The 23876-nt window shown below is 65.4% G+C and carries 18 protein-coding genes and 1 pseudogene; 1 reads left to right on the top strand and 18 read right to left on the bottom strand.

Annotated elements, in window-relative coordinates:
- Nucleotides 1-39: 39 nt before the first annotated feature.
- The 18 genes and pseudogenes from ACFPTO_RS19780 to ACFPTO_RS19695 form a co-directional block, all read right to left on the bottom strand.
- Entirely contained in the window at nt 40-807 is a 768-nt protein-coding gene (locus ACFPTO_RS19780) for an enoyl-CoA hydratase (RefSeq protein ID WP_377714076.1), read from the bottom strand.
- Nucleotides 808-966: 159 nt separating this feature from the next.
- Nucleotides 967-2166: an acetyl-CoA C-acyltransferase gene (locus ACFPTO_RS19775; RefSeq protein WP_377713961.1), complete on the bottom strand. Its 1200-nt coding sequence runs from the start codon at nt 2164-2166 to the stop codon at nt 967-969.
- A gap of 34 nt (nt 2167-2200) precedes the next feature.
- Nucleotides 2201-4642 carry a 3-hydroxyacyl-CoA dehydrogenase/enoyl-CoA hydratase family protein gene (locus ACFPTO_RS19770; protein ID WP_377713959.1) on the bottom strand — a complete coding sequence of 814 codons (2442 nt, stop codon included), beginning with the start codon at nt 4640-4642 and terminating at the stop codon, nt 2201-2203.
- 109 nt (nt 4643-4751) lie between these two features.
- Entirely contained in the window at nt 4752-6557 is a 1806-nt protein-coding gene (locus ACFPTO_RS19765; RefSeq protein ID WP_377713958.1) for an acyl-CoA dehydrogenase C-terminal domain-containing protein, read from the bottom strand.
- An 82-nt stretch (nt 6558-6639) separates the two neighbouring features.
- Nucleotides 6640-7239, bottom strand: a complete 600-nt coding sequence (locus ACFPTO_RS19760) for a TetR/AcrR family transcriptional regulator (RefSeq protein WP_296658386.1) — start codon at nt 7237-7239, stop codon at nt 6640-6642.
- Between the two features lie 255 nt (nt 7240-7494).
- Nucleotides 7495-8808 (bottom strand): annotated as a pseudogene (locus tag ACFPTO_RS19755) (phospholipase D-like domain-containing protein); the annotation flags it as partial.
- Between the two features lie 65 nt (nt 8809-8873).
- Nucleotides 8874-9350, bottom strand: coding sequence for a dihydroneopterin triphosphate diphosphatase (gene nudB / locus ACFPTO_RS19750; protein WP_377713957.1), 477 nt, complete (start codon nt 9348-9350; stop codon nt 8874-8876).
- Nucleotides 9351-9579: 229 nt separating this feature from the next.
- Nucleotides 9580-11385, bottom strand: coding sequence for an aspartate--tRNA ligase (aspS, locus tag ACFPTO_RS19745; RefSeq protein ID WP_293033354.1), 1806 nt, complete (start codon nt 11383-11385; stop codon nt 9580-9582).
- Between the two features lie 77 nt (nt 11386-11462).
- The gene (locus ACFPTO_RS19740) at nt 11463-12101 is read right to left on the bottom strand and encodes a DUF502 domain-containing protein (RefSeq protein WP_377713956.1); all 639 of its coding nucleotides are present in this window, start codon (nt 12099-12101) and stop codon (nt 11463-11465) included.
- A gap of 77 nt (nt 12102-12178) precedes the next feature.
- Nucleotides 12179-12565: an FmdB family zinc ribbon protein gene (locus tag ACFPTO_RS19735; protein WP_377713954.1), complete on the bottom strand. Its 387-nt coding sequence runs from the start codon at nt 12563-12565 to the stop codon at nt 12179-12181.
- A 139-nt stretch (nt 12566-12704) separates the two neighbouring features.
- Nucleotides 12705-13367: a methyltransferase domain-containing protein gene (locus ACFPTO_RS19730; protein ID WP_377713952.1), complete on the bottom strand. Its 663-nt coding sequence runs from the start codon at nt 13365-13367 to the stop codon at nt 12705-12707.
- Between the two features lie 80 nt (nt 13368-13447).
- Entirely contained in the window at nt 13448-15025 is a 1578-nt protein-coding gene (gene ubiB / locus ACFPTO_RS19725; RefSeq protein WP_377713950.1) for a ubiquinone biosynthesis regulatory protein kinase UbiB, read from the bottom strand.
- A gap of 3 nt (nt 15026-15028) precedes the next feature.
- Nucleotides 15029-15670, bottom strand: a complete 642-nt coding sequence (locus ACFPTO_RS19720; RefSeq protein WP_377713948.1) for a ubiquinone biosynthesis accessory factor UbiJ — start codon at nt 15668-15670, stop codon at nt 15029-15031.
- 272 nt (nt 15671-15942) lie between these two features.
- Nucleotides 15943-16956 (bottom strand): Tim44 domain-containing protein, encoded by a 1014-nt coding sequence (locus ACFPTO_RS19715; RefSeq protein WP_377713946.1) that lies wholly within the window; start codon nt 16954-16956, stop codon nt 15943-15945.
- 36 nt (nt 16957-16992) lie between these two features.
- Nucleotides 16993-17724: a bifunctional demethylmenaquinone methyltransferase/2-methoxy-6-polyprenyl-1,4-benzoquinol methylase UbiE gene (gene ubiE / locus ACFPTO_RS19710; RefSeq protein ID WP_377713944.1), complete on the bottom strand. Its 732-nt coding sequence runs from the start codon at nt 17722-17724 to the stop codon at nt 16993-16995.
- A gap of 101 nt (nt 17725-17825) precedes the next feature.
- Nucleotides 17826-18239, bottom strand: coding sequence for a gamma-butyrobetaine hydroxylase family protein (locus ACFPTO_RS19705; RefSeq protein WP_293033370.1), 414 nt, complete (start codon nt 18237-18239; stop codon nt 17826-17828).
- Nucleotides 18240-18319: 80 nt separating this feature from the next.
- On the bottom strand, nt 18320-18751 hold the full coding sequence (locus ACFPTO_RS19700; RefSeq protein WP_377713942.1) for an HIT family protein: 432 nt from the start codon (nt 18749-18751) through the stop codon (nt 18320-18322).
- Nucleotides 18752-18814: 63 nt separating this feature from the next.
- On the bottom strand, nt 18815-22861 hold the full coding sequence (locus ACFPTO_RS19695) for a DUF3683 domain-containing protein (RefSeq protein ID WP_377713940.1): 4047 nt from the start codon (nt 22859-22861) through the stop codon (nt 18815-18817).
- A 557-nt stretch (nt 22862-23418) separates the two neighbouring features.
- On the opposite strand from ACFPTO_RS19695, the gene ACFPTO_RS19690 reads away from it, so the two are divergent.
- The coding region (locus ACFPTO_RS19690; RefSeq protein ID WP_377713938.1) for a pyridoxal-phosphate dependent enzyme at nt 23419-23876 on the top strand (458 nt) is incomplete at its 3' end.

The following is a 23876-nucleotide window of genomic DNA, read 5'->3' as shown; positions in this document are numbered from 1 at the left end:
GCGCGGCCAGGACGTTGTCGAGGCCGCGCGACCGAGGCGTCAGTCGAACTGCCGGAAGTCCGGCTTGCGCTTTTGCAGGAACGCCGTGAACGCCTCGCGTGCCTCCGGCTGCAGCAGCATCTTGCCGAAGTGCACCGCCTCTTCCTGGATGCGCGTCTTGATCTCCTCGCCGCTCGTACGCTTCATGAGCGCCTTCGTCAGGCGCAGCGACGAAGCGGGCAGCGCCACGAGCTTCGCCAGTTGCGCGGACACGAACGCATCGAGTTCGGCTGCGGGCAGCACGCGGTTCACGAAGCCCATGCGATGCGCTTCGGCGGCGCCGAACATCTCGCCGAGCAGCAGCTTTTCCGCCGCCGCCTGATAACCGGCGATACGCGGCAGAAGCAGCGACGACGACGCTTCCGGGCACAGCCCCAACTGCGCGAACGGCATGGCGAAGCTCGCGGTATCGGCCGCATAGACCATGTCGCAATGCAACAGCAGCGTCGTGCCCACACCGATCGCCGCGCCGGCCACCGATGCGACGAGCGGCTTTTCTGCACTCGCAATCGCCGCGAGGAAGCGCATCACGGGCGAATCGCCGCCAGCGGGCGGCGTCTTCAGAAAGTCTTCGATGTCGTTGCCAGCGGTGAAGATGTCGGCCTGGCCGCGCAGCAACACGACGCGCACCGACGCGTCCTCTTGCGCCGAGGCGAGCGCATCGTTCATCGCCTCGTACATCGCTGGCGTGAGCGCGTTCTTGCGCTCGGGGCGGTTGATGGTGATCGACAGCACGCCGTTTTCGCGCGCGATCTGAATTTCCTTCATCGCCGTATTGGTCATCCGCGTTCTCCTTTTGTCTCCTGATGAGGCCTCGGTTCACGCCTCACCCGCCCAAGATGAAAAACGGTTCGCAGACCACGTGTAGCCTGCGAACCGTGTTGTTCTGGCGCTTCGGCACCAAACATCCAGAAGCGCCCGAGCCGCTTACAGGCGCTCGATGATGCCTGCCGCGCCCATGCCGGTGCCGACGCACATCGTCACCATCCCGTACTTCAGATTGCGGCGGCGCAGGCCGTGCACGAGCGTCGACGCGCGGATCGCGCCCGTCGCGCCGAGCGGATGGCCCAGCGCAATCGCGCCGCCCATCGGGTTGATCTTCGACGGATCGAGGCCGAGGTCCTGAATCACCGCCAGCGACTGCGCGGCGAACGCCTCATTCAGTTCGATCCAGTCGAGGTCGTCCTGCTTGAGCCCCGCGGCCTTCAGCGCGGCCGGAATCGCTTCCTTCGGGCCGATGCCCATGATCTCGGGCGGCACGCCGCGCACCGCGAAGCTCACGAAGCGCGCGAGCGGCGTGAGATTGAACGCTTTGAGCATCTTCTCGGAGACAACGATCAGCGCGCCCGCGCCGTCCGACGTCTGCGAGCTGTTGCCCGCCGTCACCGAGCCCTTGTTCGCGAACACGGCGCGCAGCTTCGCGAGCCCTTCCATCGACGTGTCCGCGCGCGGGCCTTCGTCGAGCGCGAGCACGCGCTCCTTCACCTTCACGTCGCCCGAAGCGAGATCCGGCAGGCGTTCGATGATCGTGTACGGCGCGATCTCGTCGTTGAACTCGCCAGCCTGCTGCGCGGCGAGCGCGCGGCGGTGCGATTCCACCGCAAACGCGTCCTGCGCCTCGCGGCTCACCTTCCAGCGCTCAGCAACCTTCTCGGCGGTCAGACCCATGCCGTAGGCAATGCCGATGTTCTCGTCCGAATCGAAAATATGCGGCGACATCGACGGCTTGTTGCCCATCATCGGCACCATGCTCATCGATTCGCAACCGGCCGCGATCATCGCATCGGCTTCGCCGACGCGGATGCGGTCCGCCGCCATCGCGAGCGCCGTGAGGCCCGACGCGCAGAAGCGGTTGACGGTCACGCCGCCCACCGTGTTCGGCAGTCCCGACAGCAGCGCGCCGATGCGCGCCACGTTCAGGCCCTGCTCGGCTTCGGGAATCGCGCAGCCGACGATCGCGTCTTCGATCACCTTCGTGTCGAGACCCGGCACGTGGGCCACCGCCGCTTTGATCGCGTGGACGAGCAGCTCGTCCGGGCGGGTGTTCCTGAACGCGCCGCGCGGCGCCTTGCCGATGGGCGTGCGGCTCGCGGCGACGATGTATGCGTCCTGCAACTGTTTGCTCATCTGATACTCCAGTGTCTGGTGTGCGTCGTGCCGCTTAGTTGCGCACCGGCTTGCCGGTCTGCAACATGCCCATGATGCGTTCCTGCGTTTTCTGCGTGCCGAGCAGATCGACGAAAGCGCGGCGCTCGAGCGTGAGCAGCCATTCTTCGTCGACCGTGCTGCCCGCTTCGACGTCGCCGCCGCACACCGCTTCGGCGATGCGGCTCGCGATCAGGAAATCGTGATCGCTGATGAAGCGGCCGTCGCGCATGCCGACGAGCGACGCCTTGATCGTCGCAATCGCGGAGCGGCCCGCAACCGGAATCTGCACCGGGCGCAGCGGCGCGCGGTAACCCGCGGCGCTCAGCGCGCGTGCTTCCTTCTTCGCCGTGTCGAGCAGTTCGAACACGTTGAAGACGATCGTGTCCGAGGGCTTCACGTAGCCCATTGCGCGCGCGTCGAGAGCCGAGCCGGACACCTTCGCCATCGCGGCGTTCTCGAACGACTTCTGCAGGAAGCGCAGCAGGTCGCCCGGAGCGGCACCGGCAGCGTTCGCGGCGTCGGCAGCGCGCAGCGCGGCTTCCTTCAGGCCACCGCCCGCGGGCACGAGGCCCACGCCTACTTCGACGAGACCGACATAGCTCTCGACGTGCACGACGCGCTTCGCGCTATGCAGCATCAACTCGCAGCCGCCGCCGAGCGCGATGCCCGACACTGCCGCCACGACCGGCACGTTTGCGTACTTCACGCGCAGCATGCCCTGCTGGAACTTCTTCACGAACGGCTCGATGCCCTTCGCGCCGCCCATCATGAACGCGGGCATGGCTTCTTCGAGGTTCGCCCCGGCCGAGAACGGGCCGCCCGGCGTGCCGAGCTTGAGCGACGTGGGCTGCCACACGACGACGCCCTTGTAGCCCGCTTCCGCGATCTCGATTGCCTTCGTGAGGCCGTCGAGCACGCCCGGGCCGATGGTGTTCATCTTGCTCTTGAACGAGACGATCACGACGTCGTCTTCACCGGCGCGCTCGTCGGTCCAGGCGCGCACGTGGTCGTCTTCGAAAAGCGTCTTGCCGAAGGTCTTCGGATCGCGCGCACCGGCTTCGCCGAAGAGCGGCGCGCGGAACACCTGGCGCTCGTACACCGGCAGGTTAGAGCGCGGCACGAAGCGTTGTTCGGCGGGCGACCACGAGCCTTGCGCACCATGCACGCCGCCGTTCTCGGCGACCTGGCCTTCGAACACCCACGCGGGCAGCGGCGCATTCGAGAGCGCCTTCCCGGCGTCGATGTCTTCCTTGACCCAGTCGGCGACCTGCTTCCAGCCCGCGCTCTGCCAGCCCTCGAACGGGCCTTCGTTCCAGCCGAAGCCCCAGCGGATCGCGAGATCGACGTCGCGCGCGTTCCCGGCAATCGATGCCAGATGCACGCCGATGTAATGGAACACGTCGCGGAAAATCGACCACAGGAACTGTGCCTGCGGATGCTGCGTCTCGCGCAGGAGCTTCAGGCGCTCGGCGGCCGGACGCTTGAGGATGCGGCCCACGAGTTCGTCTGCCTTGCCGGCGGCTTCGACGTACTCGCCCGAATTCGCATCGAGCACCTTGATCGTCTTGCCTTCCTTGCGATAGAAACCGCCGCCGCTCTTCTGGCCGAGCGCGCCCTTCGCCACGAGCCCCGCGAGCACGGCGGGCGTTTCGTAGACCGGGAAGAACGGATCGTCCTTCAGATTGTCCTGCATCGTCTTGATGACGTGCGCCATCGTATCGAGGCCCACGACGTCGGCCGTGCGGAACGTCGCCGACTTCGCGCGGCCGAGGCGGCTGCCGGTGAGATCGTCGACTTCGTCGAAGCGCAGGCCGAACTTCTTCGCCTCGGCGATCACCGCGAGGATCGAGAAGATGCCGACGCGGTTCGCGATGAAGTTCGGCGTATCCTTCGCGCGCACGACGCCCTTGCCGACGACGCTCGTGAGGAACGATTCGAGCTGGTCGAGGATTGCGGGCAACGTGTGCACGGTCGGGATCAGCTCGACGAGGTGCATGTAGCGCGGCGGGTTGAAGAAGTGCACGCCGCAAAAGCGCGCGCGCAGATCGTCGCCGAAGCCTTGCGAAAGCTCGGTGATCGACAGCCCCGACGTGTTGGTCGCGAAGATCGCGTTCGGGCCGATATGCGGCGCGACCTTCTTGTAGAGATCGTGCTTCCAGTCCATGCGCTCGGCGATGGCTTCGATCACGACGTCGCATTGCGCGAGCTTTTCGATGTCGTCTTCATAGTTCGCGGGCGTGATGTACTGCGCGTCTTCCTTCACGCCGAACGGCGCGGGCGAGAGCTTCTTGAGGTTCTCGATGGCTTTGAGCGCGATGCCGTTTTTCGGGCCTTCCTTCGCGGGCAGATCGAACAGCAGCACGGGCACGCGGGCGTTGATCAGGTGCGCTGCGATCTGCGCGCCCATCACGCCGGCGCCGAGGACGGCGACCTTGCGAATAATGAAATTGCTCACGTTGTTCCTCCAGCGGATATGCAATGTCGAGCGGATTGGGAGTGTGGGCGGCGCTGTCTGGCCCAGCCTCAGCTTCAGCCTGAGCGTTAGCGCCGCACCGGACAGGCTTTTAGAACAGCGCCTCGTCGACTTCCATGAGCGTCTTCGAGCCCGCGCGCGCCTGGCGGATCGCGGTAGCCGTTTCCGGCAGCAGCTTCGCGAAATAGAAACGCGCGGTGGCGAGCTTCGACTTGTAGAAGAGGTCGCCCGACGCTTCCTTGTCGAGGGCGATGCGCGCCATGCGCGCCCAGAAGTACGAGAACACAAGGTGGCCGACCGTGCGCAGATACGGCACCGCAGCCGCGCCCACTTCGTCGGGGTTCTGCATGGCCTTCATGCCGATTTCCATCGTGAGCTTCTGCACCTTGTCGCCGATGTCGGCAAGCGGGTTGATGAACTCCTGCATCTCCGGCTTGATGCCTTCGGCTTCGACGAAATCGGTCACGAGCTTGCCGAACTTCTTGAGCTTCGCGCCCATGTCGCCGAGCACCTTGCGGCCCAGCAGGTCGAGCGACTGGATCGCGTTCGTGCCTTCGTAGATCTGGTTGATGCGCGCGTCGCGCACGTACTGCTCCATGCCCCACTCGGAGATGAAACCGTGACCGCCGAACACCTGCATGCCGAGGTTGGTGCTTTCGAACGCGTTGTCGGTGAGGAACGCCTTGATGATCGGCGTGAGGAGCGCGACGAGATCGGCGGCCTGCTTGCGCTCGCCTTCGTCGGCGTGCGAGAGCTCGCGGTCGATCTGCAGCGCCGACCAGTACGTGAACGCACGGGCGCCTTCGGCCCAGGCCTTCTGCGTGAGCAGCATGCGGCGCACGTCCGGATGCACGATGATCGGATCGGCGGGCTTGTCCGGCGCCTTCGGGCCGGTCAGCGCGCGCATCTGCAAGCGGTCCTTCGCATACGCGAGCGAGTTCTGGTACGCGACTTCGGTGAGGCCGAGACCCTGCATGCCGACGCCGAGGCGCGCCGCGTTCATCATCACGAACATGGCGTTCAAGCCCTTGTTCGGCTCGCCGACCAGCCAGCCCTTCGCGCCGTCGAGGTTCATCACGCACGTCGCGTTGCCGTGGATGCCCATCTTGTGCTCGATCGAACCGCACTTGATGCCATTTCGTTCGCCCAGTTCGCCCAGTTCGCCAGGCTCGCCCGTGGCCGTCGGCACGAACTTCGGCACGACGAAGAGCGAAATGCCCCTGGTTCCGGGCGGCGCGTCCGGCAGGCGCGCCAGCACGAGGTGGACGATATTGGCCGACATGTCGTGTTCGCCGGCCGAGATGAAGATCTTCGTGCCGGAGATCGCGTACGAACCGTCGCTGCCCGGTTCGGCCTTCGTGCGCAGGAGGCCGAGGTCGGTGCCGCAGTGCGGCTCGGTCAGGCACATCGTGCCGGTCCACTCGCCCGAGACGATCTTCGGCAGATAGGTCTTCTGAAGTTCAGGCGTACCGTGCGCGTGCAGGCATTCGTAAGCGCCGTGCGAGAGACCCGGGTACATGCCCCACGCCTGGTTCGCCGAATTCAGCATTTCGTACAGCGCGTTGTTCATGAACACGGGCAGGCCCTGGCCGCCAAAGTCGGGGTCGCACGCGAGTGCGGGCCAGCCCGCTTCGACGAACTGCGCGTAGGCCTCTTTGAAGCCGGCCGGCGTGGTGACGACACCGTCGCCGCTGTACGTGCAGCCTTCGCGATCGCCCACCTGGTTCAGCGGAAACAGCACCTCGGAGCAGAACTTGCCCGCTTCTTCGAGCACCTGGTTGATCGTGTCGGCGTCGAGGTCCGCGTGCTTAGGCATCTGCTTCACTTCGCCTTCCACGTTCAGCAGCTCGTGCAGCACGAACTGCATGTCGCGCAGCGGCGCGGTGTACTGTCCCATCTCTTCTCTCCAAAGTTAGAGCGATGCCGGTCAACCGCCGCCGCGACGCATCTCGCGCCGCCAGTCAGCCGATAGCCAGGCGTTAGCGGCCTTCGCTCTGATACGAAACAATCAGTTTTTCCAGCGCGGCCCACGCATGCTTCGGTGCGTCCGGCAGATGCAGGAAGCGACCGTCATGATGCAGGCCGAGCGTGACGCTATAGACTTCGAACAACATCAGCCCCGGATCGGTGTCGCGGCGCAGATGGCCTTCTTCGATCGCCTGCGAAATGGCGCGCAGCAGCGCCGCACGCCAGATCGTGACGCTCGACACGAGCTGCTCGCGCACCTGGCTGTCCGCGCGGTCGTCGTACTCCACCGCGCCGCTGATGTAGATGCAGCCGGTCGTGACTTCGTGAATGCGCTTCTCGAACCACCGCGACAGCATCGCACGCAGACGGGGCAAACCGCGCGGTTCACGCAGGCTCGGGAAGAAGACTTCTTCCTCGAATCTGCGGTGATACTCGCGCACCACCTCGGCCTGCAGATCCTCGCGCGAACCGAAATGAGCGAAGACGCCGCTCTTGCTCATCTGCATGCGCTCCGCCAGCAGACCGATCGTCAGACCTTCCAGTCCATCGCGACCTGCCAGGTCGAGTGCTGCATCGAGAATTGCGGCTCGTGTCTGTTCGCCTTTTCGCATAGCTGTTTTTACCGTAACGATGTGGCCGGAATTAAGGCCGATATAAAATCGAACGGACGTACTATTGTTGAGTACAGCCGTCCGCGAAACAAGCACTTTATTAGAAACCGGTTTCTAACGAATGCTCTAATTCTGGGGCAAAGCGTGCCGCGCACAAGCGGGCTTCCATCGATTGCGCCCTTATCTCTTCGTATGGCAGTCACGAAGGGGGCGCCCGGGTTGGTCCGGGTTGGCCTGCGTTGGCCCGGGTTGGCCCTAGTCGTAGCCGCCGACCGTCAGCAGCTTCATGACCGCGCGATAGGCCGAATAGGCGAGCCAGCTTACCGCCCGCTCGAGCACCGGGCGTGCCTCATAGCGGGCGCGGTCGATCGGCACGGCGTCGCTGAACGCCGCCAGAATCGCGTCGCGCAGTTGCTGGATCTGCGGATGCAGCACCATCACCACGTTGGCCTCGTTGTTGAGCACGAGGCTCAGCGCGTCGAGATTCGAGGAGCCCACGGTGGCCCACTTCGAATCGACGACCGCCACCTTGCCGTGCAGCATGGTCTTTTCGTATTCGGCGATGTGCACGCCCGCGGACAAGAGCGTGTGATAGAGGAACGGCACCGCGTAGTCGAGGAGTTTGAACTCCTTTCGTCCGATCAGGAGGCGCACGGTGATCCCACGTCCGGCCGCTTCTACCAGCGAGCGCCGCAGCCGCCGTCCGGGCATGAAATACGGGTTGGCGAGCAGCACTTCGTCGCGTGCGGCGTCGATGGCGTCGAGATAGGCCCGTTCGATGGTGCGCCGGTTCACGACGTTGTCGCGCGCGACGAACGCCACGCACGGCACGCGCGCGGTGCGTGGGTCGCGCACGCTCGCGCGCAGGCGCGCACGCAGCCGCTCGAGGATGCGCGCCGCGCGCCCGCGCGGCACGGCGTGCGCCAGCTCGCGCAGCGCGTCGTCGATGGGGCGCGCGCGGCGGCCCGTGCCCTGGCCGGTCGGATGCGGCGAGAGAAAACCCACGCTCGCAGGCACGCCGGGAAACGGCTGCACCGCTGCCGAGCGCGGCACCGGCGGCCGGTAGCCGAGTTGAATGCGGCGCCACTGGAATTCGAACGCCTCGCGTACGTCGACCACCACGGGACCGCTCAACTCGGCGGCAAAATCCCAACGGTCGAACGGCAGCGTCCTGCCATCCTGTTCGCGATCGTCGATGACGTTGATGCCGCCGCAATACGCGTACTGATCGTCGATGACGGCGAGCTTGCGGTGCGTGCGAGAAAAGCCGAAGCGGCCGAAGATGTGCGGGTTGTAGACGCGATGCTCGACACCGGCTGTGGGCCAGTCGTCGAAGAGCGCCGTGCGCGGGCTGCCGATGCCGTCGGTAATCACGCGCACGCGCACGCCGCGCGCGGCGGCGCGCACGAGCGCCGCCGATACGGCGCTGCCCATGCTGTCGTCGCGAAAGATATAGGTTTCGAGCGCGACGTCGCGCGTGGCCGCGTCGATGCGCTCGATCATCGCGCCAAAGAGCGCCGCGCCCGAGCCGAACAGGCGCACGTCGTTGCCGCTCGTGAAGCGATAGCGAGTCCGGTAGCGCCGGCCGAGCAGCAGATCGTGCAGCCGGACGGCGAGCCGCGGATCGATATCCATCACACGCGCGCTCCGCGCAGCCGGCCAGGCAATTGCAGGATCGCCTCGCGATTCGACGACGAGAAGCACTTCGCGGCCGCCGCTTCGTACGGCAGCCAGAGATACGCAATGTGCTCGCGCGGCGCGAGCGTCACGGGCGTGCCGTGCGGCACTTCGAGGCTGAACCAGTGTTCGGTGTTGCGCGTGACGCCGCTTGCGTAGCGATGCCGCCAGACCGGATAGATCTCGTATTCGATCGTGTGGCGCCAGTCGACGAGCGCGGCGTGCGGCACGCCGCCCGAACCGACGACGATGCCGGTTTCCTCGCCCACCTCGCGCACGGCGGTTTCGGCGAGCGGCTCGTCGAGGCGGTCTTTCGAGCCCGTCACCGACTGCCAGAAACCCGGCCGGTCGGCGCGTTCGATGACCAGCACTTCGAGCTGCGGCGTGTGAATGACGACGAGTACGGATTCCGGAATCTTCGGCGGCTTCTGCATGGTGACGGAGCGTGGGTGGACTCTCGCGGCACGCGTCGTCGCTCGCGCGGGCCTCACAGAGAAAATACAAAGAGAAATACAAGGAGAAAATGTAACGCAAAAAGCAAAAAAGGCGCTCGATGCGCCTTTCCTGCGTTGCTTTTTGCGTTACGTCTTGCGTTGCGTTGTCTCGTACGGCGCTCCGCCCGCTGGGCCCGCCGCACGGACTGCGCGTGCTTACTGCGCGTCCTTACTGCGCAGCCTTCTGCTCGGGCTGACGCAGACGGATGTGAAGTTCGCGCAGCTGGCGCTCGTCCACCGGGCTCGGCGCCTGCGTGAGCAGACACTGGGCGCGTTGCGTCTTCGGGAACGCGATCACGTCGCGGATCGAATCGGCACCGGCCATCATCGTGACGATACGGTCGAGGCCGAACGCGATACCGCCGTGCGGCGGCGCGCCGTACTGCAGCGCGTCGAGCAGGAAGCCGAACTTCGCACGCGCTTCCTCCGGTCCGATCTTCAGCGCGCGGAACACCTTGCTCTGCACTTCTTCCTGATAGATACGCACCGAGCCGCCGCCGATTTCCCAGCCGTTCAGCACCATGTCGTAGGCCTTCGCGAGGCAGCGGCCCGGATCCGATTCGAGGTATTCCAGGTGCTCGTCCTTCGGGCTCGTGAACGGGTGATGCGCGGCCACGTGGCGGTTTTCTTCCTCGTCGTACTCGAACATCGGGAAGTCGATGACCCACAGCGGACGCCAGCCGCTCTCGACGAGGCCGTTGGCCTTGCCGAATTCCGAGTGGCCGATCTTCAGGCGCAGCGCGCCCAGGCTGTCGTTCACGACCTTCGCGCGGTCGGCCGCGAAGAAGATGATGTCGCCGTCCTGTGCGCCCGTGCGCTCCAGGATCGCGGCAATCGCGGCGTCGTGCAGGTTCTTGACGATCGGGCTTTGCAGGCCGTCACGGCCCTTCGCCACTTCGTTGACCTTGATCCACGCGAGACCCTTCGCGCCGTAGATGCGCACGAATTCCGTGTAGCCGTCGATGTCGCCGCGCGAGAGTTCGCCGCCCTTCGGCACGCGCAGCGCCGCGACGCGGCCGTCCTTCGTGTTGGCCGGTGCGCTGAACACCTTGAAGTCGACGTCCTTCATGGCGTCGGTCAGTTCGGTGAATTCGAGCTTCACGCGCAGGTCCGGCTTGTCCGAACCGAAGCGGCTCATGGCTTCCGAGTACTGCATGACCGTGAACTTCGCATCGAGTTCGACGCCGATGGTTTCGCGGAACACGTGACGCGCCATGTCTTCGAACAGGTCGCGGATTTCCTGCTCGCCGAGGAACGACGTTTCGCAGTCGATCTGCGTGAATTCGGGCTGACGGTCGGCGCGCAGGTCTTCGTCGCGGAAGCACTTGACGATCTGGTAGTAGCGATCGAAGTTCGCCACCATCAGCAGCTGCTTGAAGAGCTGCGGCGATTGCGGCAGTGCGAAGAACTGGCCGGCGTTCACGCGCGAGGGCACGAGGTAGTCGCGCGCGCCTTCCGGCGTGCTCTTCGTGAGCATCGGCGTTTCGATGTCGATGAAGCCGAGCGCGTCGAGATACTTGCGCACGGCCATCGTCACGCGATAGCGCAGGCGCAGGTTGTGCTGCATCTGCGGACGGCGCAGGTCGAGCACGCGATGCGTGAGGCGCGTGGTTTCGGAGAGGTTGTCGTCGTCGAGCTGGAACGGCGGCGTGACCGACGCGTTCAGCACCACGAGTTCGTGGCACAGCACTTCGATCTTGCCGCTCGTGAGGTTCGCGTTGACCGTGCCTTCCGGACGGTTGCGCACGACACCCGTGATGCGCACGCAGAATTCGTTGCGCACGCCCTCAGCCACCTTGAACATCTCCGCGCGGTCCGGGTCGCAGACCACCTGAACGAGGCCCTCGCGATCGCGCAGGTCGATGAAGATGACGCCGCCGTGGTCGCGGCGGCGATGCACCCATCCGCACAGCGAAACAGTTTGGCCCAGGAACTGCTCGGTCACCAGACCGCAATATTCAGATCTCATCGACATGATGTTCGTCTTTCGTTATGCATGAATAATTGAACGGGCGGCCGCGCGCAGTCATGAGCCGCGCCCGGCGCCCGGTATTACAGCGGAGGATCGATGGGACGGCGCGCAGGCGCTGCCGGGGCGACGACGCCCATCGAAACAATATACTTGAGCGCCGCATCGACGCTCATATCCAGCTCGATCACCTCGCTTTTCGGCACCATCAGGAAAAAACCCGAGGTGGGATTCGGCGTGGTGGGAACGTAGACGCTGACGTGCGGCTCGCGCAGATGATTCACCACGTCGCCGCCCGGCACGCCGGTGAGGAACGCAATCGTCCACGAGCCGCGGCGCGGGTATTCGATCAGCAGCGCCTTGCGAAACGCGTTGCCGTTGCTCGAGAGCAGCGTATCGGAAACCTGCTGGACGCTGCTGTACAGCGGGCCGACCAGCGGAATGCGGCGCACGAGCGCGTTCCACCACGAGACGAGCTTCTGGCCGATGAAGTTGTGCGTCAGAAGGCCGACCGCGAAGATGAACGCGAGCGTGAGGAGCGCGCCGATCCCCGGCAGACGCAGGCCGAATAGCCGCACGGGCCGCCACGATTCGGGCAGCAGCAGCAACGTCTCATCCATCGTGCCGATGATCAGGTTCAGCACCCACAGCGTGATGGCGAGCGGAACCAGCACCAGAAGGCCGGTCAGAAATACGGATTTGAGCGTCGCTTTCTTCGTCATCGTGTACACCGCCATGCGAGCCGCGCAGCGTCAGCGCGGCGTACGTGCGGTCCGGCTTGTAACCGGGCCGCGGATTCTCAGGTGGTTCCCGCCGTGCTGGCCGTCGCGCTCGTGTTCGTGCTCGTTCCCGACCCTACGCTCGCGCTCGCGCTTGTGCCCGACCCAGCCGGTGCCGCCGCGCTCTCGCCCGACGGCTTGCCGCCCTCGGACGCCGCCGCGGACTCGCCCGCAGCCTTCGCGCCGGTTGCTGCCGCGCCCGTACCGTTGCCGTTGCCGCTGTTACCGCCACGGAAATCGGTCACGTACCAGCCCGAGCCCTTCAGCTGGAAGCCAGCCGCGGTCACCTGCTTGCGAAACGTTTCGGCACCGCAATGCGTGCATTTCGTGAGGGGCGCATCGCTGAGCTTTTGCAGCACGTCCTTCTCGAAGCCGCACGACTCGCAGCGATAAGCGTAGATCGGCATGATCTCTATCCCGGTGAAAATCTGACAAATGCCTGCAAAGCCTTGAATTATAGCCGCATTCGATCGCCCGCCCTGGCTTTTGCCGGGAAGGGGCCGGTCGCGGCCAATTTCTGACAGTTTGGGGCGGACCGAGCGCCGATCAAGTGGCCGGCGCGACAGTTTCGACGCGCGCGTCGTTGCGTTGCCAGGTCATCCAGCGCTCGCGGCCCTCGAACACCGGCAGTGAACGGACCGCAGGCTGCTCGTCGAGCAAGGTGAAGTACGGCGAAAGCAGCGCGTCGATTTGATCGCGCCGCATCGGGAACGGCGGCCCTTTCTGAGGCTCGCCGATGAAAAAGTAACCCGCGAGCAGCGCACCGGGCTTCAGCAACGTGGCCATACGCTGCGCGTAACGCGGATAGTGCGCGGGCGGCAGCGCGCACAGGAACGCGCGCTCGAAAATCCATCCGGGAGCGAACGGCGGCTCGTACGTGTAGAAGTCGGCCTGCTCGACCACCGCCGCATGCTCACCGAGCGCCGCACGCGCGCTCGCGACCGCAGCCGGGGCGAAGTCGATGGCGCGCACCGTGCGGCCGTGCCCGGCAAGCCAGCCCGCTTCCCACGCGTTGCCGCAGCCGGGTATCAGCACGGCTGCATCGGGGTGAGCCGCGGCGAACGCTTCGAATTGCGGCTGGACGCCCGCCTGGTCCCACGGCGTGAAGCCGCGGCTGAAGCGCTCCTCCCAGAACGATGCGAGCCCGGGATCGCGCGTGTCGAATTCGGGTACGCCTTGGGGTGGCGTGGGGCGAACCGGTTCGTTCATGCTCGATCTCCTTCTGCTGCTTTGTGCCAGTTGGTGACAGTTGGTGCCAGTGGGTGACAGTTAGTGCGAGTTGCGAAGACTCAACCGCCCGCGGCAAGTGCAATCCACACGCGCGCCACCACCATGCCCACCCCCACCGCAATGCCGAACACCAGCGCGCCTTGCAGCAGCCGGTTCGTGCGGCGTTGTTCGGCGAGCAGGGCGCGCAGCGTTTCCTCGTCGGCGAGATGGGCGGCGCCCTCGCGGTGCTGCAGCGCCTGATGGATGAGGCGCGGCAACTGCGGCAGCGTCTTGCTCCATTGCGGCGCTTCGATCTTGAAGCGTTCGTACCAGCCGCGCAGACCGATCTGCTCGGTCATCCAGCGTTCAAGATACGGTTTCGCGGTCTTCCAGAGATCGAGTTCCGGATCGAGCGAGCGGCCAAGCCCCTCGACGTTCAGCATGGTCTTTTGCAGCAGCACGAGCTGCGGCTGGATTTCGACGTTGAAACGGCGCGAAGTCTGGAAGAGCCGCAGCAGCACCTGGCCGAGCGAGATATCCTTCAGCGCGCGGTCGAAGTACGGTTCGCACACGGCGCGGATCGCGCTCTCCAGCTCCTCGACACGCGTCGTGGGCGGCACCCAGCCCGACTCGATGTGCAGCGTGGCAACCCGGTGATAGTCGCGCTTGAAGAACGCGAGGAAGTTTTGTGCGAGGTAATTCTTGTCGAAGTCCGAAAGCGCGCCGACGATGCCGAAGTCGAGCGCGATGTAGCGCCCGAAGTGCGCCGGATCGAGGCTCACCTGGATGTTGCCGGGGTGCATGTCGGCGTGGAAAAAGCCGTCGCGGAACACCTGCGTGAAGAAAATCTCGACGCCTTCGCGCGCGAGTTTCGGAATATCGACGCCCGCCGCGCGCAGCCGGTCCACGCGGCTGATCGGCACGCCGACCATGCGCTCCATCACGAGCACGTTGGACGTGCTGAACTCCCAGTACATCTCCGGCACGAGCAGCAGGTCGAGGCCCGCGAAGTTGCGGCGCAACTGGCTCGCGTTGGCGGCCTCGCGCATGAGGTCGAGTTCGTCGTGCAGGTACTTGTCGAATTCGGCGACCACTTCGCGCGGCTTCAGGCGCTTGCCGTCCGCCCACAGCCGCTCGGCCCACATGGCGAGGTCGCGCAGCAGCGCGAGATCGGAATCGATCACGGGGCGCATGTTCGGCCGCAGGACCTTCACCGCGACCGGCTTGCCTGCGTGTTGCCCCGACTTCACCTTCGCGAAGTGCACCTGGGCAATCGACGCGCTCGCCACGGGCACACGCTCGAACTCGTCGAAGAGCGAATCCACGGGCGCACCGAGCGCCTTTTCGATCAGGCCGATGGCCACGGCCGAGTCGAACGGCGGCACCTGGTCCTGCAGGCGCGCGAGTTCGCTGGAGATGTCGGGCGGCAGCAGATCGCTGCGCGTGGAGAGCACCTGGCCGAACTTCACGAAGATCGGGCCGAGGCTTTCCAGCGCGAGACGCAGCCGCACGCCGGGCGGCTGGTTGAAACGGCGGCCGATGGTGGTGATGCGCAACAGCAGCCGCACGCGCCGGTCGTTGATCCGGCTCAGCATCACTTCGTCGAGACCGAACCGGATAATCGTGAAGAAAATCTTCAGAAAACGCAGGAAACGCATGTTCTAGTGGCCTGTGGTCGGGCGCGTGCCGCGCAGCGGCGTGGACGTGCCGGCAACCGTTTTTTGTTCGAGGCGCTCGATGCGTTTCTCCACGCGCGCGAGCGCATCGCGCGCGCGGGAGAGTTCGACGTTCAAGCCATCCAGCTCGGCGCGCCGCACGAGTTGCGGGTTTTCGTCGAGCAGATATTCCGTGACCGAGCCGAGCACGTTGCGGCTGGTGCGCCACGCCTGGTCGCGCGCCGTACGCGCGAGCGAGGCGATGCGCCATGCGCCCGCGTCGCCGATCAGCTTCGCGAGATCCTCCTCGGGCTCCCAGCGCAGGTGCTCCGCGAGCTTGCCGATGACCTGCGCGAATTCCGCATCGCCCTCGATCTTGACGTGCTTCATCACCGAGGCCTGACCGCCCTGCACGAACGACGAGAACGCCGAGGCGGGCAGCGAAAGCGCGACGTCCGCATGCTGCGCGTCGTGTTCATCCACGGCGGCGAGGTAGCCGTCCGGCTGGACGAGCAGCGTAAGCACGACGGGCGGACACGACAGGCGCGCCGTCTTGCCCGCATACGGCGCGAGGCGGTCGCGGGCCCACGATTCGCGGGCGAGCAGGTGATTGACGGCGGCGGTGAAGGGCTTGGCGGCGAAGGTCATCGGACGTGAAATAAGAAAAACCGCGCGGGCAAAAGCTCGCGCGGGTTCCTATTGTAGCGTTCGTGCGGTCCGATCGCGGTGCGCGCCGGCCTGGCCGGACGGCTAACGTGGCGTCCTGTCACCGTGCCGCGACGGCGTCATGATGCAAATCATGAAGAACGACCACAGGACGCGCAGTCTGAACCGAGGCCCGATGCCGCGCCAGGCGGAGGGCCAGCGGGATTCAGTGCGTTCAGTGCGATTCAGTGCGATTCAGTGCGATTCAGTGCGATTCAGTGCGATTCGGTCTGCTGGATACCGGCGAGCAGCCAGCCCTCGCCCGTCGAGCGCGACTTCGAGAGATTCCAGATCTCCGCGAACGGCTCGGCAGCCACGCCCGGCGTCTCGCGAATCAAACCGGAGAAGCGCACGCTCGCGAGATATTCGTCGCCGCGCTCGGTCACATCGAGCAGATCCGCGTTGAGCTGCACGACGTCGGTCTGGTTCGACTGCGTACCGCGGTCGGCGAGATCCACGCGAATCTCGGCGAACATCTCGGGCGTCGTGAATTCGCGGATGTCGTCCAGATTGGCCGCGTCCCATGCGGCCTGCAGACGCACGAAATGGACCTTGGCATTACGCAGGAACCCCTCGGTGTCGAAGCCCGCGGGGATCGACGGCGCGGCGCCGATCTGCGGCGTCGTGAGCGGATTTGCTTCGGGTGCGAGGTATTGGCCGGTCGGCGGCGCCGTGAAGCGCGGCTCCGAAGGGAAGCTGCCTGACCCATGCGAACCACCCTGCAAACCGCCCTGCGACATCAGCCCGCCGCCGGTCTGCCAGGCGGGCTGGACCGCGCGGCGGCGGTTCATGATCTTGCGGATCAGCCAGATGGCGACGAAGGCGATCAGCGCGATGATGATGACGTTGGCCATCGCACCGGCGAATGCTTCACCCAGGCCGAAGTGAGAAAGGAGCGCGGCGATGCCGAGGCCGGCGGCGAGTCCCGCGATCGGTCCCAACCAGCGGTTGCGCGCCGGAGCGGCGGGCGCGGGCGTGGCAGGCTGGGCGCGCTGCGCCTGGCCGGGCTGCGCCGCCGGGCTCTGCTGCGCAGGCGGCGTAGTCGCGCTGCGTTGCGTGGCTACCGGCGATTGCTTGCCGAGGCTGCGGCCGCCGCCCATGCGCCGGGCTTCGGCGTCGAACGACGCGAACGAGCTGCCAACCAGCACGCCGATCACGGCCAGGGTTCCGATCCGTCTGGCCCACCACGATGAAAGCTTTTTGGAAGCGTTGATTCGGGGCTCAGACATATCGAAATTTCCTTTAAAAACAGTTAACTATGGACGCTAATATTTTGTAGCGACGTGCAAGGCTACCACGCCAGCTGACAAATTGTAATATTTGACGGCGTCCAGGCCGACTTGTTCCATAATTGTTTTCAAAGTTTCCTGGTCCGGGTGCATACGGATCGATTCCGCGAGATAGCGATAGCTCTCGGAATCGTTGGCAAAGCGCTCGCCAAGCCACGGCAGCACCTTGAACGAGTAGACGTCGTAGGCTTTCTTGAGCGGCTCCCACACCTTCGAGAACTCCAGCACGAGCACGCGGCCGCCCGGCTTGAGCACGCGTCGCATCTCGCCGAGCGCGGCGTCCTTGTGGGTCATGTTGCGCAGCCCGAAAGCCACGGTCACCACGTCGAAGTAGTTGTCCGGAAAGGGAATTTTCTCCGCGTCGCAGAGTAGTGCGGGCGTGACGACGCCGCGGTCGAGCAGCCGGTCGCGGCCCACGCGCAGCATCGATTCGTTGATGTCGGTGTGCCAGACTTCGCCTTTCGGCCCCGCTTTCTTCGCGAACGCCATCGACAGATCGCCGGTCCCGCCCGCGATGTCGAGCACCTTCGCGCCCGGCCGCACGTTGGCCTGTGCGATCGTGAAAGCCTTCCACGCGCGGTGCAAGCCACCCGACATCAGGTCGTTCATCAGGTCATAGTTCGAGGCAACCGAGTGGAACACGCCGGCCACCTTCTTCGCCTTGTCCTGTTCGTCGACTGTCTGATAGCCGAAGTGGGTTTTGCTCATCGCGGTCTTCCTTTCGCAGGGGGTCTTGTCTTCAGTTGTATTCAGAATAGCCGCCGCGGCATGCTCGCGGCGACGACGGGGCAGGATCGTAACAGGAAGCGTCAGTGGCAGTGGCCATGTGCGGCAGGAGGCGGCGCCATTGGCGCATCGCGATCAACTCCCGCGGCCTTCAGCTTCGCGAAATAGTCTGCCCACAGCTCGTCCTGGCGCGTAGCCAGTTCATAAAGCTGATCCCAGGAATAGATGCCGCTGTTGTGGCCGTCCGAGAAGGTCGGCTGCAACGCGTAGTGGCCGACGGCCTCGAGCGCCGTAATGGCGACCTCGCGCTTGCCCGTCTGCAGCGTCTCCTGACCCGGCCCGTGGCCGCGCACCTCCGCCGAGGGCGAATACACGCGCATCAGCTCGAACGGGATGCGGTAGCTCGCGCCGTTCGCATATTGCAGTTCCAGCACGCGCGAAACGGCGTGCACCACGACGCCGGTCGGCACCGGCGTATCGTTTTTCAGTCCACTCATGATCGTCCTCGGGCTCCCGCCCGCTCAGCGAGGCCGCCCTGCCGCCTCGGGTCAGGGCCTCCTCGGGTCAGGCCTGTTTATCAGGCCAGCGCCTGCCGCATTTCCTGGCGCACGGCGTCGCGCAGCAGCGTGGCCTGCGCACGGCGCTGGCCGAGCATCGCCTCGGAAACCGTGCGCTGACGCGGCGCCCACACCGGCAGCGGGAAGTGCGCGTCGTTCGTGAAGCGCGGAATCACGTGCCAGTGCACATGCGGCACCTGGTTGCCTAGGCTCGCCAGGTTCACCTTCGACGGTTGCATGACGCGGCGCAGCGCCCGCTCGACGGCATAGACGGCGCGCATAAGGTGTTCCCGGTCCGGCACGCCGAGATCCGAGAATTCGGCGACGTGCGCGTTCCAGATCACGCGGCAAAAACCCGGGTAGTCGGCCTCCGACGTCGCCAGCACGACGCGCATCCGCTCGTCCTGCCACAGCACGTCGCCGCCCTCCTCACTGCAGAATATGCATCCCATCGTTGCCCCCGAACCGGTTCACGGAATCGTTATAAAACTTCGCGCAATCGATGCGCGCCGCCATTAAACCAGCACGCGCTCGATTCCGCCATTGTTCGCCTTCTGAACGTAGTCCGCCATCCAGTTTTCGCCAAGCAGGTGCCGGGCCATTTCGATCACGATGTAATCGGCGTCGATATCGGCGTCCTCGTTGTATCGCAAGAGCCCCTGCAGGCAGGCCGGGCAGCTCGTGAGGATCTTCACGTCCACGTCGTTGCCCACGCCGCCCGCCTCTTGCGGCGTGGCCGGCTGCACGCCGTTCGCGCCGGCCCCGACGAGCGGGATGCCGCGCAACTTCGCCGCACCCCGGCGAATTTCTTCTTCCTTGCGAAAACGCACCTGGGTCGACACGTCCGGCCGCGCCACGGCCAGCGTGCCGGATTCGCCGCAGCAACGCTCGTTCTTTTCGATCTTGTAGCCGTCGTGATCGCTGCCCATCAGTTCGTTGACGAGCTTCACCGCGTCGACGTTCTTGATCGGCGTGTGGCACGGGTCGTGGTACATGTAGCGCGTGCCCTTCACGCCTTCGAGCTTGATGCCCTTTTCGAGCAGGAACTCGTGGATGTCGATGATGCGGCAGCCCGGGAAGATCTTCTCGAATTCGTAGCCGGCGAGCTGGTCGTAGCACGTCCCGCACGACACCACCACGGTCTTGATGTCGAGGTAGTTCAGCGTGTTCGCGACGCGGTGGAACAGCACGCGGTTATCCGTGACGATCTTCTCCGCCTTGTCGTACTGGCCCGAGCCGCGCTGCGGGTAGCCGCAGCACAGATAGCCCGGCGGCAGCACGGTCTGCACGCCCGCCTCCCACAGCATCGCCTGCGTCGCGAGCCCGACCTGCGAGAAGAGGCGCTCGGAGCCGCAGCCCGGGAAGTAGAACACCGCTTCCGAATCGACGCTCGTCGTCTTCGGATTGCGGATGATCGGCACGATCTTGTTGTCTTCGATGTCGAGCAGCGCGCGCGCCGTCTTCTTCGGCAGGTTGCCCGGCATCTTCTTGTTGACGAAGTGGATCACCTGCTCGACCACCGGCGGCTTGCCCGTGGATGACGGCGGATGCGCGGTCTGCTTCTTCGCGACCTTCTTGAACAGTTCGTTGCCGAAGCGCTGCGCCTTGTAGCCCACGCCCATCATCGCGGTACGCACGAGGTTGATGGTCTGCGGATTGGTGGCGTTCAGGAAGAACATGCCCGCCGCGCTGCCCGGGTTGAACTTCTTCTTCCCCATCTTGCGCAGCAGGTTGCGCATGTTCATCGTGACGTCGCCGAAGTCGATCTTGACCGGGCACGGCGTCACGCACTTGTGGCAGACCGTGCAGTGGTCGGCGACGTCGTTGAACTCGTCCCAGTGCTTGATCGACACGCCGCGGCGCGTCTGCTCTTCGTACAGGAACGCCTCGATCAGAAGCGAAGTCGCGAGGATCTTGTTGCGCGGGCTGTAGAGCAGGTTCGCGCGCGGCACGTGGGTCGCGCACACCGGCTTGCACTTGCCGCAGCGCAGGCAGTCCTTCACCGATTCGGCGATCGCGCCGATATCGGACTGCTGCATGATCAGCGATTCGTAACCCATGAGGCCGAACGACGGCGTATAGGCGTTGCGCAGGTCGGCGCCTTCGAGCAGCTTGCCCGCGTTGAAGTGGCCCTGCGGATCGACGCGCTGCTTGTAGGCGCGGAATTCGGCGATCTCGTCGTCCGTGAGGAATTCGAGCTTCGTGATGCCGATGCCGTGCTCGCCCGAGATCACGCCGTCGAGCGAACGCGCGAGCTTCATGATGCGCGCGACCGCCGCGTGGGCGTCCTGCAGCATCTCGTAGTTGTCGGAGTTGACCGGGATGTTCGTGTGAACGTTGCCGTCGCCCGCGTGCATGTGAAGCGCGACGAACACGCGCGCGCGCAGCACCTTCTTGTGGATCGCCTGGGCTTCGTCGAGGATCGCCTTGAACGCGCCGCCGTTGAAGATCTGGCGCAGTTCGGCGCGGATCTCCTGCTTCCACGACACGCGCACCGTGCGGTCCTGCGTGATGTGGAACACGGTCGCGGCCGGCTGCGCGTCGACGCGGTCGGCGAACTTTTCCGCCAGCGCCTCGTAGCCGAGCTGCACGAGCGAGTGCTGCGCCTCGGCAAGCGGCAAATCGAGCTTGTCGCGCAGGAACTCCCAGCGCGCGCGCACGCGCTTGAGCAGTTCGATCGCTTGCTGCACGCGGTCTTCGAGCAGCTCGGCGCTCGGGATTTCGCTCGCGTCGTCGCTCTTGCTGAGCGGCAGGTTGCCCGCCTTGAAGAACACTTCGAGTGCGTCGAGCAGCTGCAGCTTGTTCTTGATCGACAGCTCGATGTTGATGCGCTCGATGCCGTCCGTGTACTCGCCCATGCGATTGAGCGGGATCACGACGTCTTCGTTGATCTTGAACGCGTTCGTGTGCTTCGCGATGGCGGCCGTGCGGCTGCGGTCGAGCCAGAAGCGCTTGCGCGCCTCGGCCGAGATCGCGACAAAACCCTCGCCGCTCTTGCCGTTGGCCATGCGCACGACTTCCGAGGTCGCCATGGCGACCGCATCGGCGTCGTCGCCGACGATGTCACCGATCAGCACCATCTTCGGAAACGCGTTGCGCTTGCTCTTGGTCGCATAGCCGACCGCGCGCAGATAGCGCTCGTCGAGATGCTCGAGGCCCGCGAGAATCGCGCCGCCCTGCTTCGCCGTTTCGAACAGGTAGTCCTTGATCTCGACGATGCTCGGAATCGCCTCGCGCGCCTGGCCGAAGAATTCGAGGCAGACCGTGCGCGTATGCGCGGGCATCTTGTGCAGCACCCAGCGCGCGGACGTGATGAGGCCGTCGCAGCCTTCCTTTTGCACGCCGGGCAGGCCCGAGAGGAATTTATCGGTGACGTCCTTGCCGAGGCCTTCCTTGCGGAACCGCTTGCCCTCGATGTCGAGCCATTCGGTACGCAGGAGCTTCTCGCCCGGCGCACGCTCGCCGTCGAACCACTTCAGCTCGAAGCGCGCGAGCGCGACGTCGTGAATCTTGCCGAGGTTGTGGTCGAGGCGCGTGACTTCGAGCCAGTTGCCTTCGGGATCGACCATGCGCCACCAGGCGAGGTTGTCGAGCGCCGTGCCCCACAGCACCGCTTTCTTGCCGCCCGCGTTCATCGCGATGTTGCCGCCGATGCACGAGGCGTCGATCGAGGTGGGATCGACCGCGAACACGAAGCCCGCGGCTTCGGCGGCCTCGGTCACGCGGCGCGTGACGACGCCCGCGCCCGAAAAGATCGTCGGCACCTGACGCCCGACGCCCGGCAGGTCGGTCATTTCGACCGCGCCCAACTGTTCGAGCTTTTCCGTGTTGATGACGGCCGAGAACGGCGTGAGCGGCACCGCGCCGCCCGTGTAACCCGTGCCGCCCCCGCGCGGAATCACCGTGAGACCGAGTTCGAAGCACGCCTTCACGAGCGCGGCAATCTCGGCTTCGGTGTCGGGCGTGAGTACGACGAACGGATATTCGACGCGCCAGTCGGTCGCGTCCGTGACGTGCGAGACGCGCGAGAGGCCGTCGAAGCGGATGTTGTCCTTCTGCGTGCAGCGGCGCAGCACTTTCGTCGCGCGGCGGCGCAACTCGGCCATTTCCCCGAATTCGCCGGCAAACGCGTCGACCGCGCGGCGCGCGGCGGTAATCAGCGTTTCGACACGCGCGGCGCGGTCCACGCCCGCGTTGTCGCCGTGCTCGCTCAGGTCGGCGCGGCGGCGCTTCTCGATTTCGGCGAGACGGTGATTCAGCGCTTCGATCAGGAGCGCGCGGCGCTTCGGGTTGTCGAGCAGGTCGTCCTGCAGATACGGATTGCGGCGCACGACCCAGATGTCGCCGAGCACTTCGTAGAGCATGCGCGCCGACCGGCCGGTGCGGCGCTCCGAGCGCAGCTCGGCGAGGGCGCTCCAGGCCTCCTCGCCCAGCAGGCGGATGACGATTTCCCGATCGGAGAAGGACGTGTAGTTGTAGGGAATCTCGCGCAGGCGCGGTTCGACGTCGGCGGTCACCGTAGCGGCGGCGCCATGAGGATCGAAAACTTGAGGTGCGTTCATGGTTGGACGACTCTTTGGGTCAGTACCGAGCAAACGGCTCGCTGGCCGTCCGGCCGATGCGGACTGGGCGCGTGGGGCGCTATTCTGAAATCTTGTCCGCCTGTGGCTGGTTGCGGACCTGGGGGGTGGGGAAGATGGGCGGCGGCAGCACTCACGCCGACGGTTCCCCGGCGCTCAGACTCCGCGACACGATCGTGCGTGGCGGACATGCCTCTGCGCTGCGGGGCGGGTCTCGCGCCGTACGGGCACCAAATGGGCGGTCCGAGGTTGCCAGTGCATCTTCCGATCCTGCTTGTCAAAAACGGATTTTAACGCATGATCCACACCTGCGCTGGTGCTGCGCGGCGCGCGTAAGGACATACGCGGGTCATACGCAGGACATACAAGTTTCACTTTCGCCCGACGCCGGGTCGCGCTCTTGCCGCCCCAGCGCGGCAGCCCGCCTCGCTTCCTTCTCCCGCTTCCTTCTCTCGCGTCCGTACCTGCTGTCAGCGCGTGCGCCGTTGGCGCTATCATTGATTCTTTTCCCGTCATCTCCCGCTTAAGCGCCCGTCCGCATGGCCACCCACGACGACTATCTGAAGAAAATCCTCACCGCCCGCGTCTACGACGTGGCCCGCGAAACCGAGCTGGAGCGCGCCCCGAATCTCTCGGCGCGCCTTTCCAACCGCGTGTTCCTCAAGCGCGAGGACAACCAGCCGGTGTTCTCCTTCAAGCTGCGCGGCGCCTACAACAAGATGGCGCACCTCACGCCCGCCCAGCGCGAGCGCGGCGTGATCACCGCTTCGGCGGGCAATCATGCGCAGGGTGTGGCGCTATCGGCCGCGAAGCTTGGCGTGAAGGCCGTGATCTGCGTGCCGGTGACCACGCCGCAGGTGAAAGTCGACGCCGTGCGCGCCCACGGCGGCCCGACCGTCGAGGTCGTGCAGGCCGGCGAATCCTACAGCGATGCCTACGCCCACGCCGTGCGCCTGCAGGCCGAGCGCGGCCTGACCTTCGTGCACCCGTTCGACGA

The sequence above is a fragment of the Paraburkholderia denitrificans genome (genome assembly GCF_042655705.1).
Taxonomy (GTDB): Bacteria; Pseudomonadota; Gammaproteobacteria; order Burkholderiales; family Burkholderiaceae; genus Paraburkholderia; species Paraburkholderia denitrificans.
The sequence above is the reverse complement of the archived record's forward strand: the minus strand, read 5'-3'. Positions and strand labels throughout refer to the sequence as shown.

Excerpts from the sequence above, each read along its gene's own strand:
- ACFPTO_RS19780 (WP_377714076.1), bottom strand. The coding sequence starts at position 807 with ATGAAGGAAATTCAGATCGCGCGCGAAAACGGCGTGCTGTCGATCACC.
- ACFPTO_RS19775 (WP_377713961.1), bottom strand. The coding sequence starts at position 2,166 with ATGAGCAAACAGTTGCAGGACGCATACATCGTCGCCGCGAGCCGCACG.
- ACFPTO_RS19765 (WP_377713958.1), bottom strand. The coding sequence starts at position 6,557 with ATGGGACAGTACACCGCGCCGCTGCGCGACATGCAGTTCGTGCTGCAC.
- ACFPTO_RS19760 (WP_296658386.1), bottom strand. The coding sequence starts at position 7,239 with ATGCGAAAAGGCGAACAGACACGAGCCGCAATTCTCGATGCAGCACTC.
- nudB (WP_377713957.1), bottom strand. The coding sequence starts at position 9,350 with ATGCAGAAGCCGCCGAAGATTCCGGAATCCGTACTCGTCGTCATTCAC.
- aspS (WP_293033354.1), bottom strand. The coding sequence starts at position 11,385 with ATGTCGATGAGATCTGAATATTGCGGTCTGGTGACCGAGCAGTTCCTG.
- ACFPTO_RS19740 (WP_377713956.1), bottom strand. The coding sequence starts at position 12,101 with ATGACGAAGAAAGCGACGCTCAAATCCGTATTTCTGACCGGCCTTCTG.
- ACFPTO_RS19735 (WP_377713954.1), bottom strand. The coding sequence starts at position 12,565 with ATGCCGATCTACGCTTATCGCTGCGAGTCGTGCGGCTTCGAGAAGGAC.
- ACFPTO_RS19730 (WP_377713952.1), bottom strand. The coding sequence starts at position 13,367 with ATGAACGAACCGGTTCGCCCCACGCCACCCCAAGGCGTACCCGAATTC.
- ubiB (WP_377713950.1), bottom strand. The coding sequence starts at position 15,025 with ATGCGTTTCCTGCGTTTTCTGAAGATTTTCTTCACGATTATCCGGTTC.
- ACFPTO_RS19720 (WP_377713948.1), bottom strand. The coding sequence starts at position 15,670 with ATGACCTTCGCCGCCAAGCCCTTCACCGCCGCCGTCAATCACCTGCTC.
- ACFPTO_RS19715 (WP_377713946.1), bottom strand. The coding sequence starts at position 16,956 with ATGTCTGAGCCCCGAATCAACGCTTCCAAAAAGCTTTCATCGTGGTGG.
- ubiE (WP_377713944.1), bottom strand. The coding sequence starts at position 17,724 with ATGAGCAAAACCCACTTCGGCTATCAGACAGTCGACGAACAGGACAAG.
- ACFPTO_RS19705 (WP_293033370.1), bottom strand. The coding sequence starts at position 18,239 with ATGAGTGGACTGAAAAACGATACGCCGGTGCCGACCGGCGTCGTGGTG.
- ACFPTO_RS19700 (WP_377713942.1), bottom strand. The coding sequence starts at position 18,751 with ATGGGATGCATATTCTGCAGTGAGGAGGGCGGCGACGTGCTGTGGCAG.
- ACFPTO_RS19695 (WP_377713940.1), bottom strand. The coding sequence starts at position 22,861 with ATGAACGCACCTCAAGTTTTCGATCCTCATGGCGCCGCCGCTACGGTG.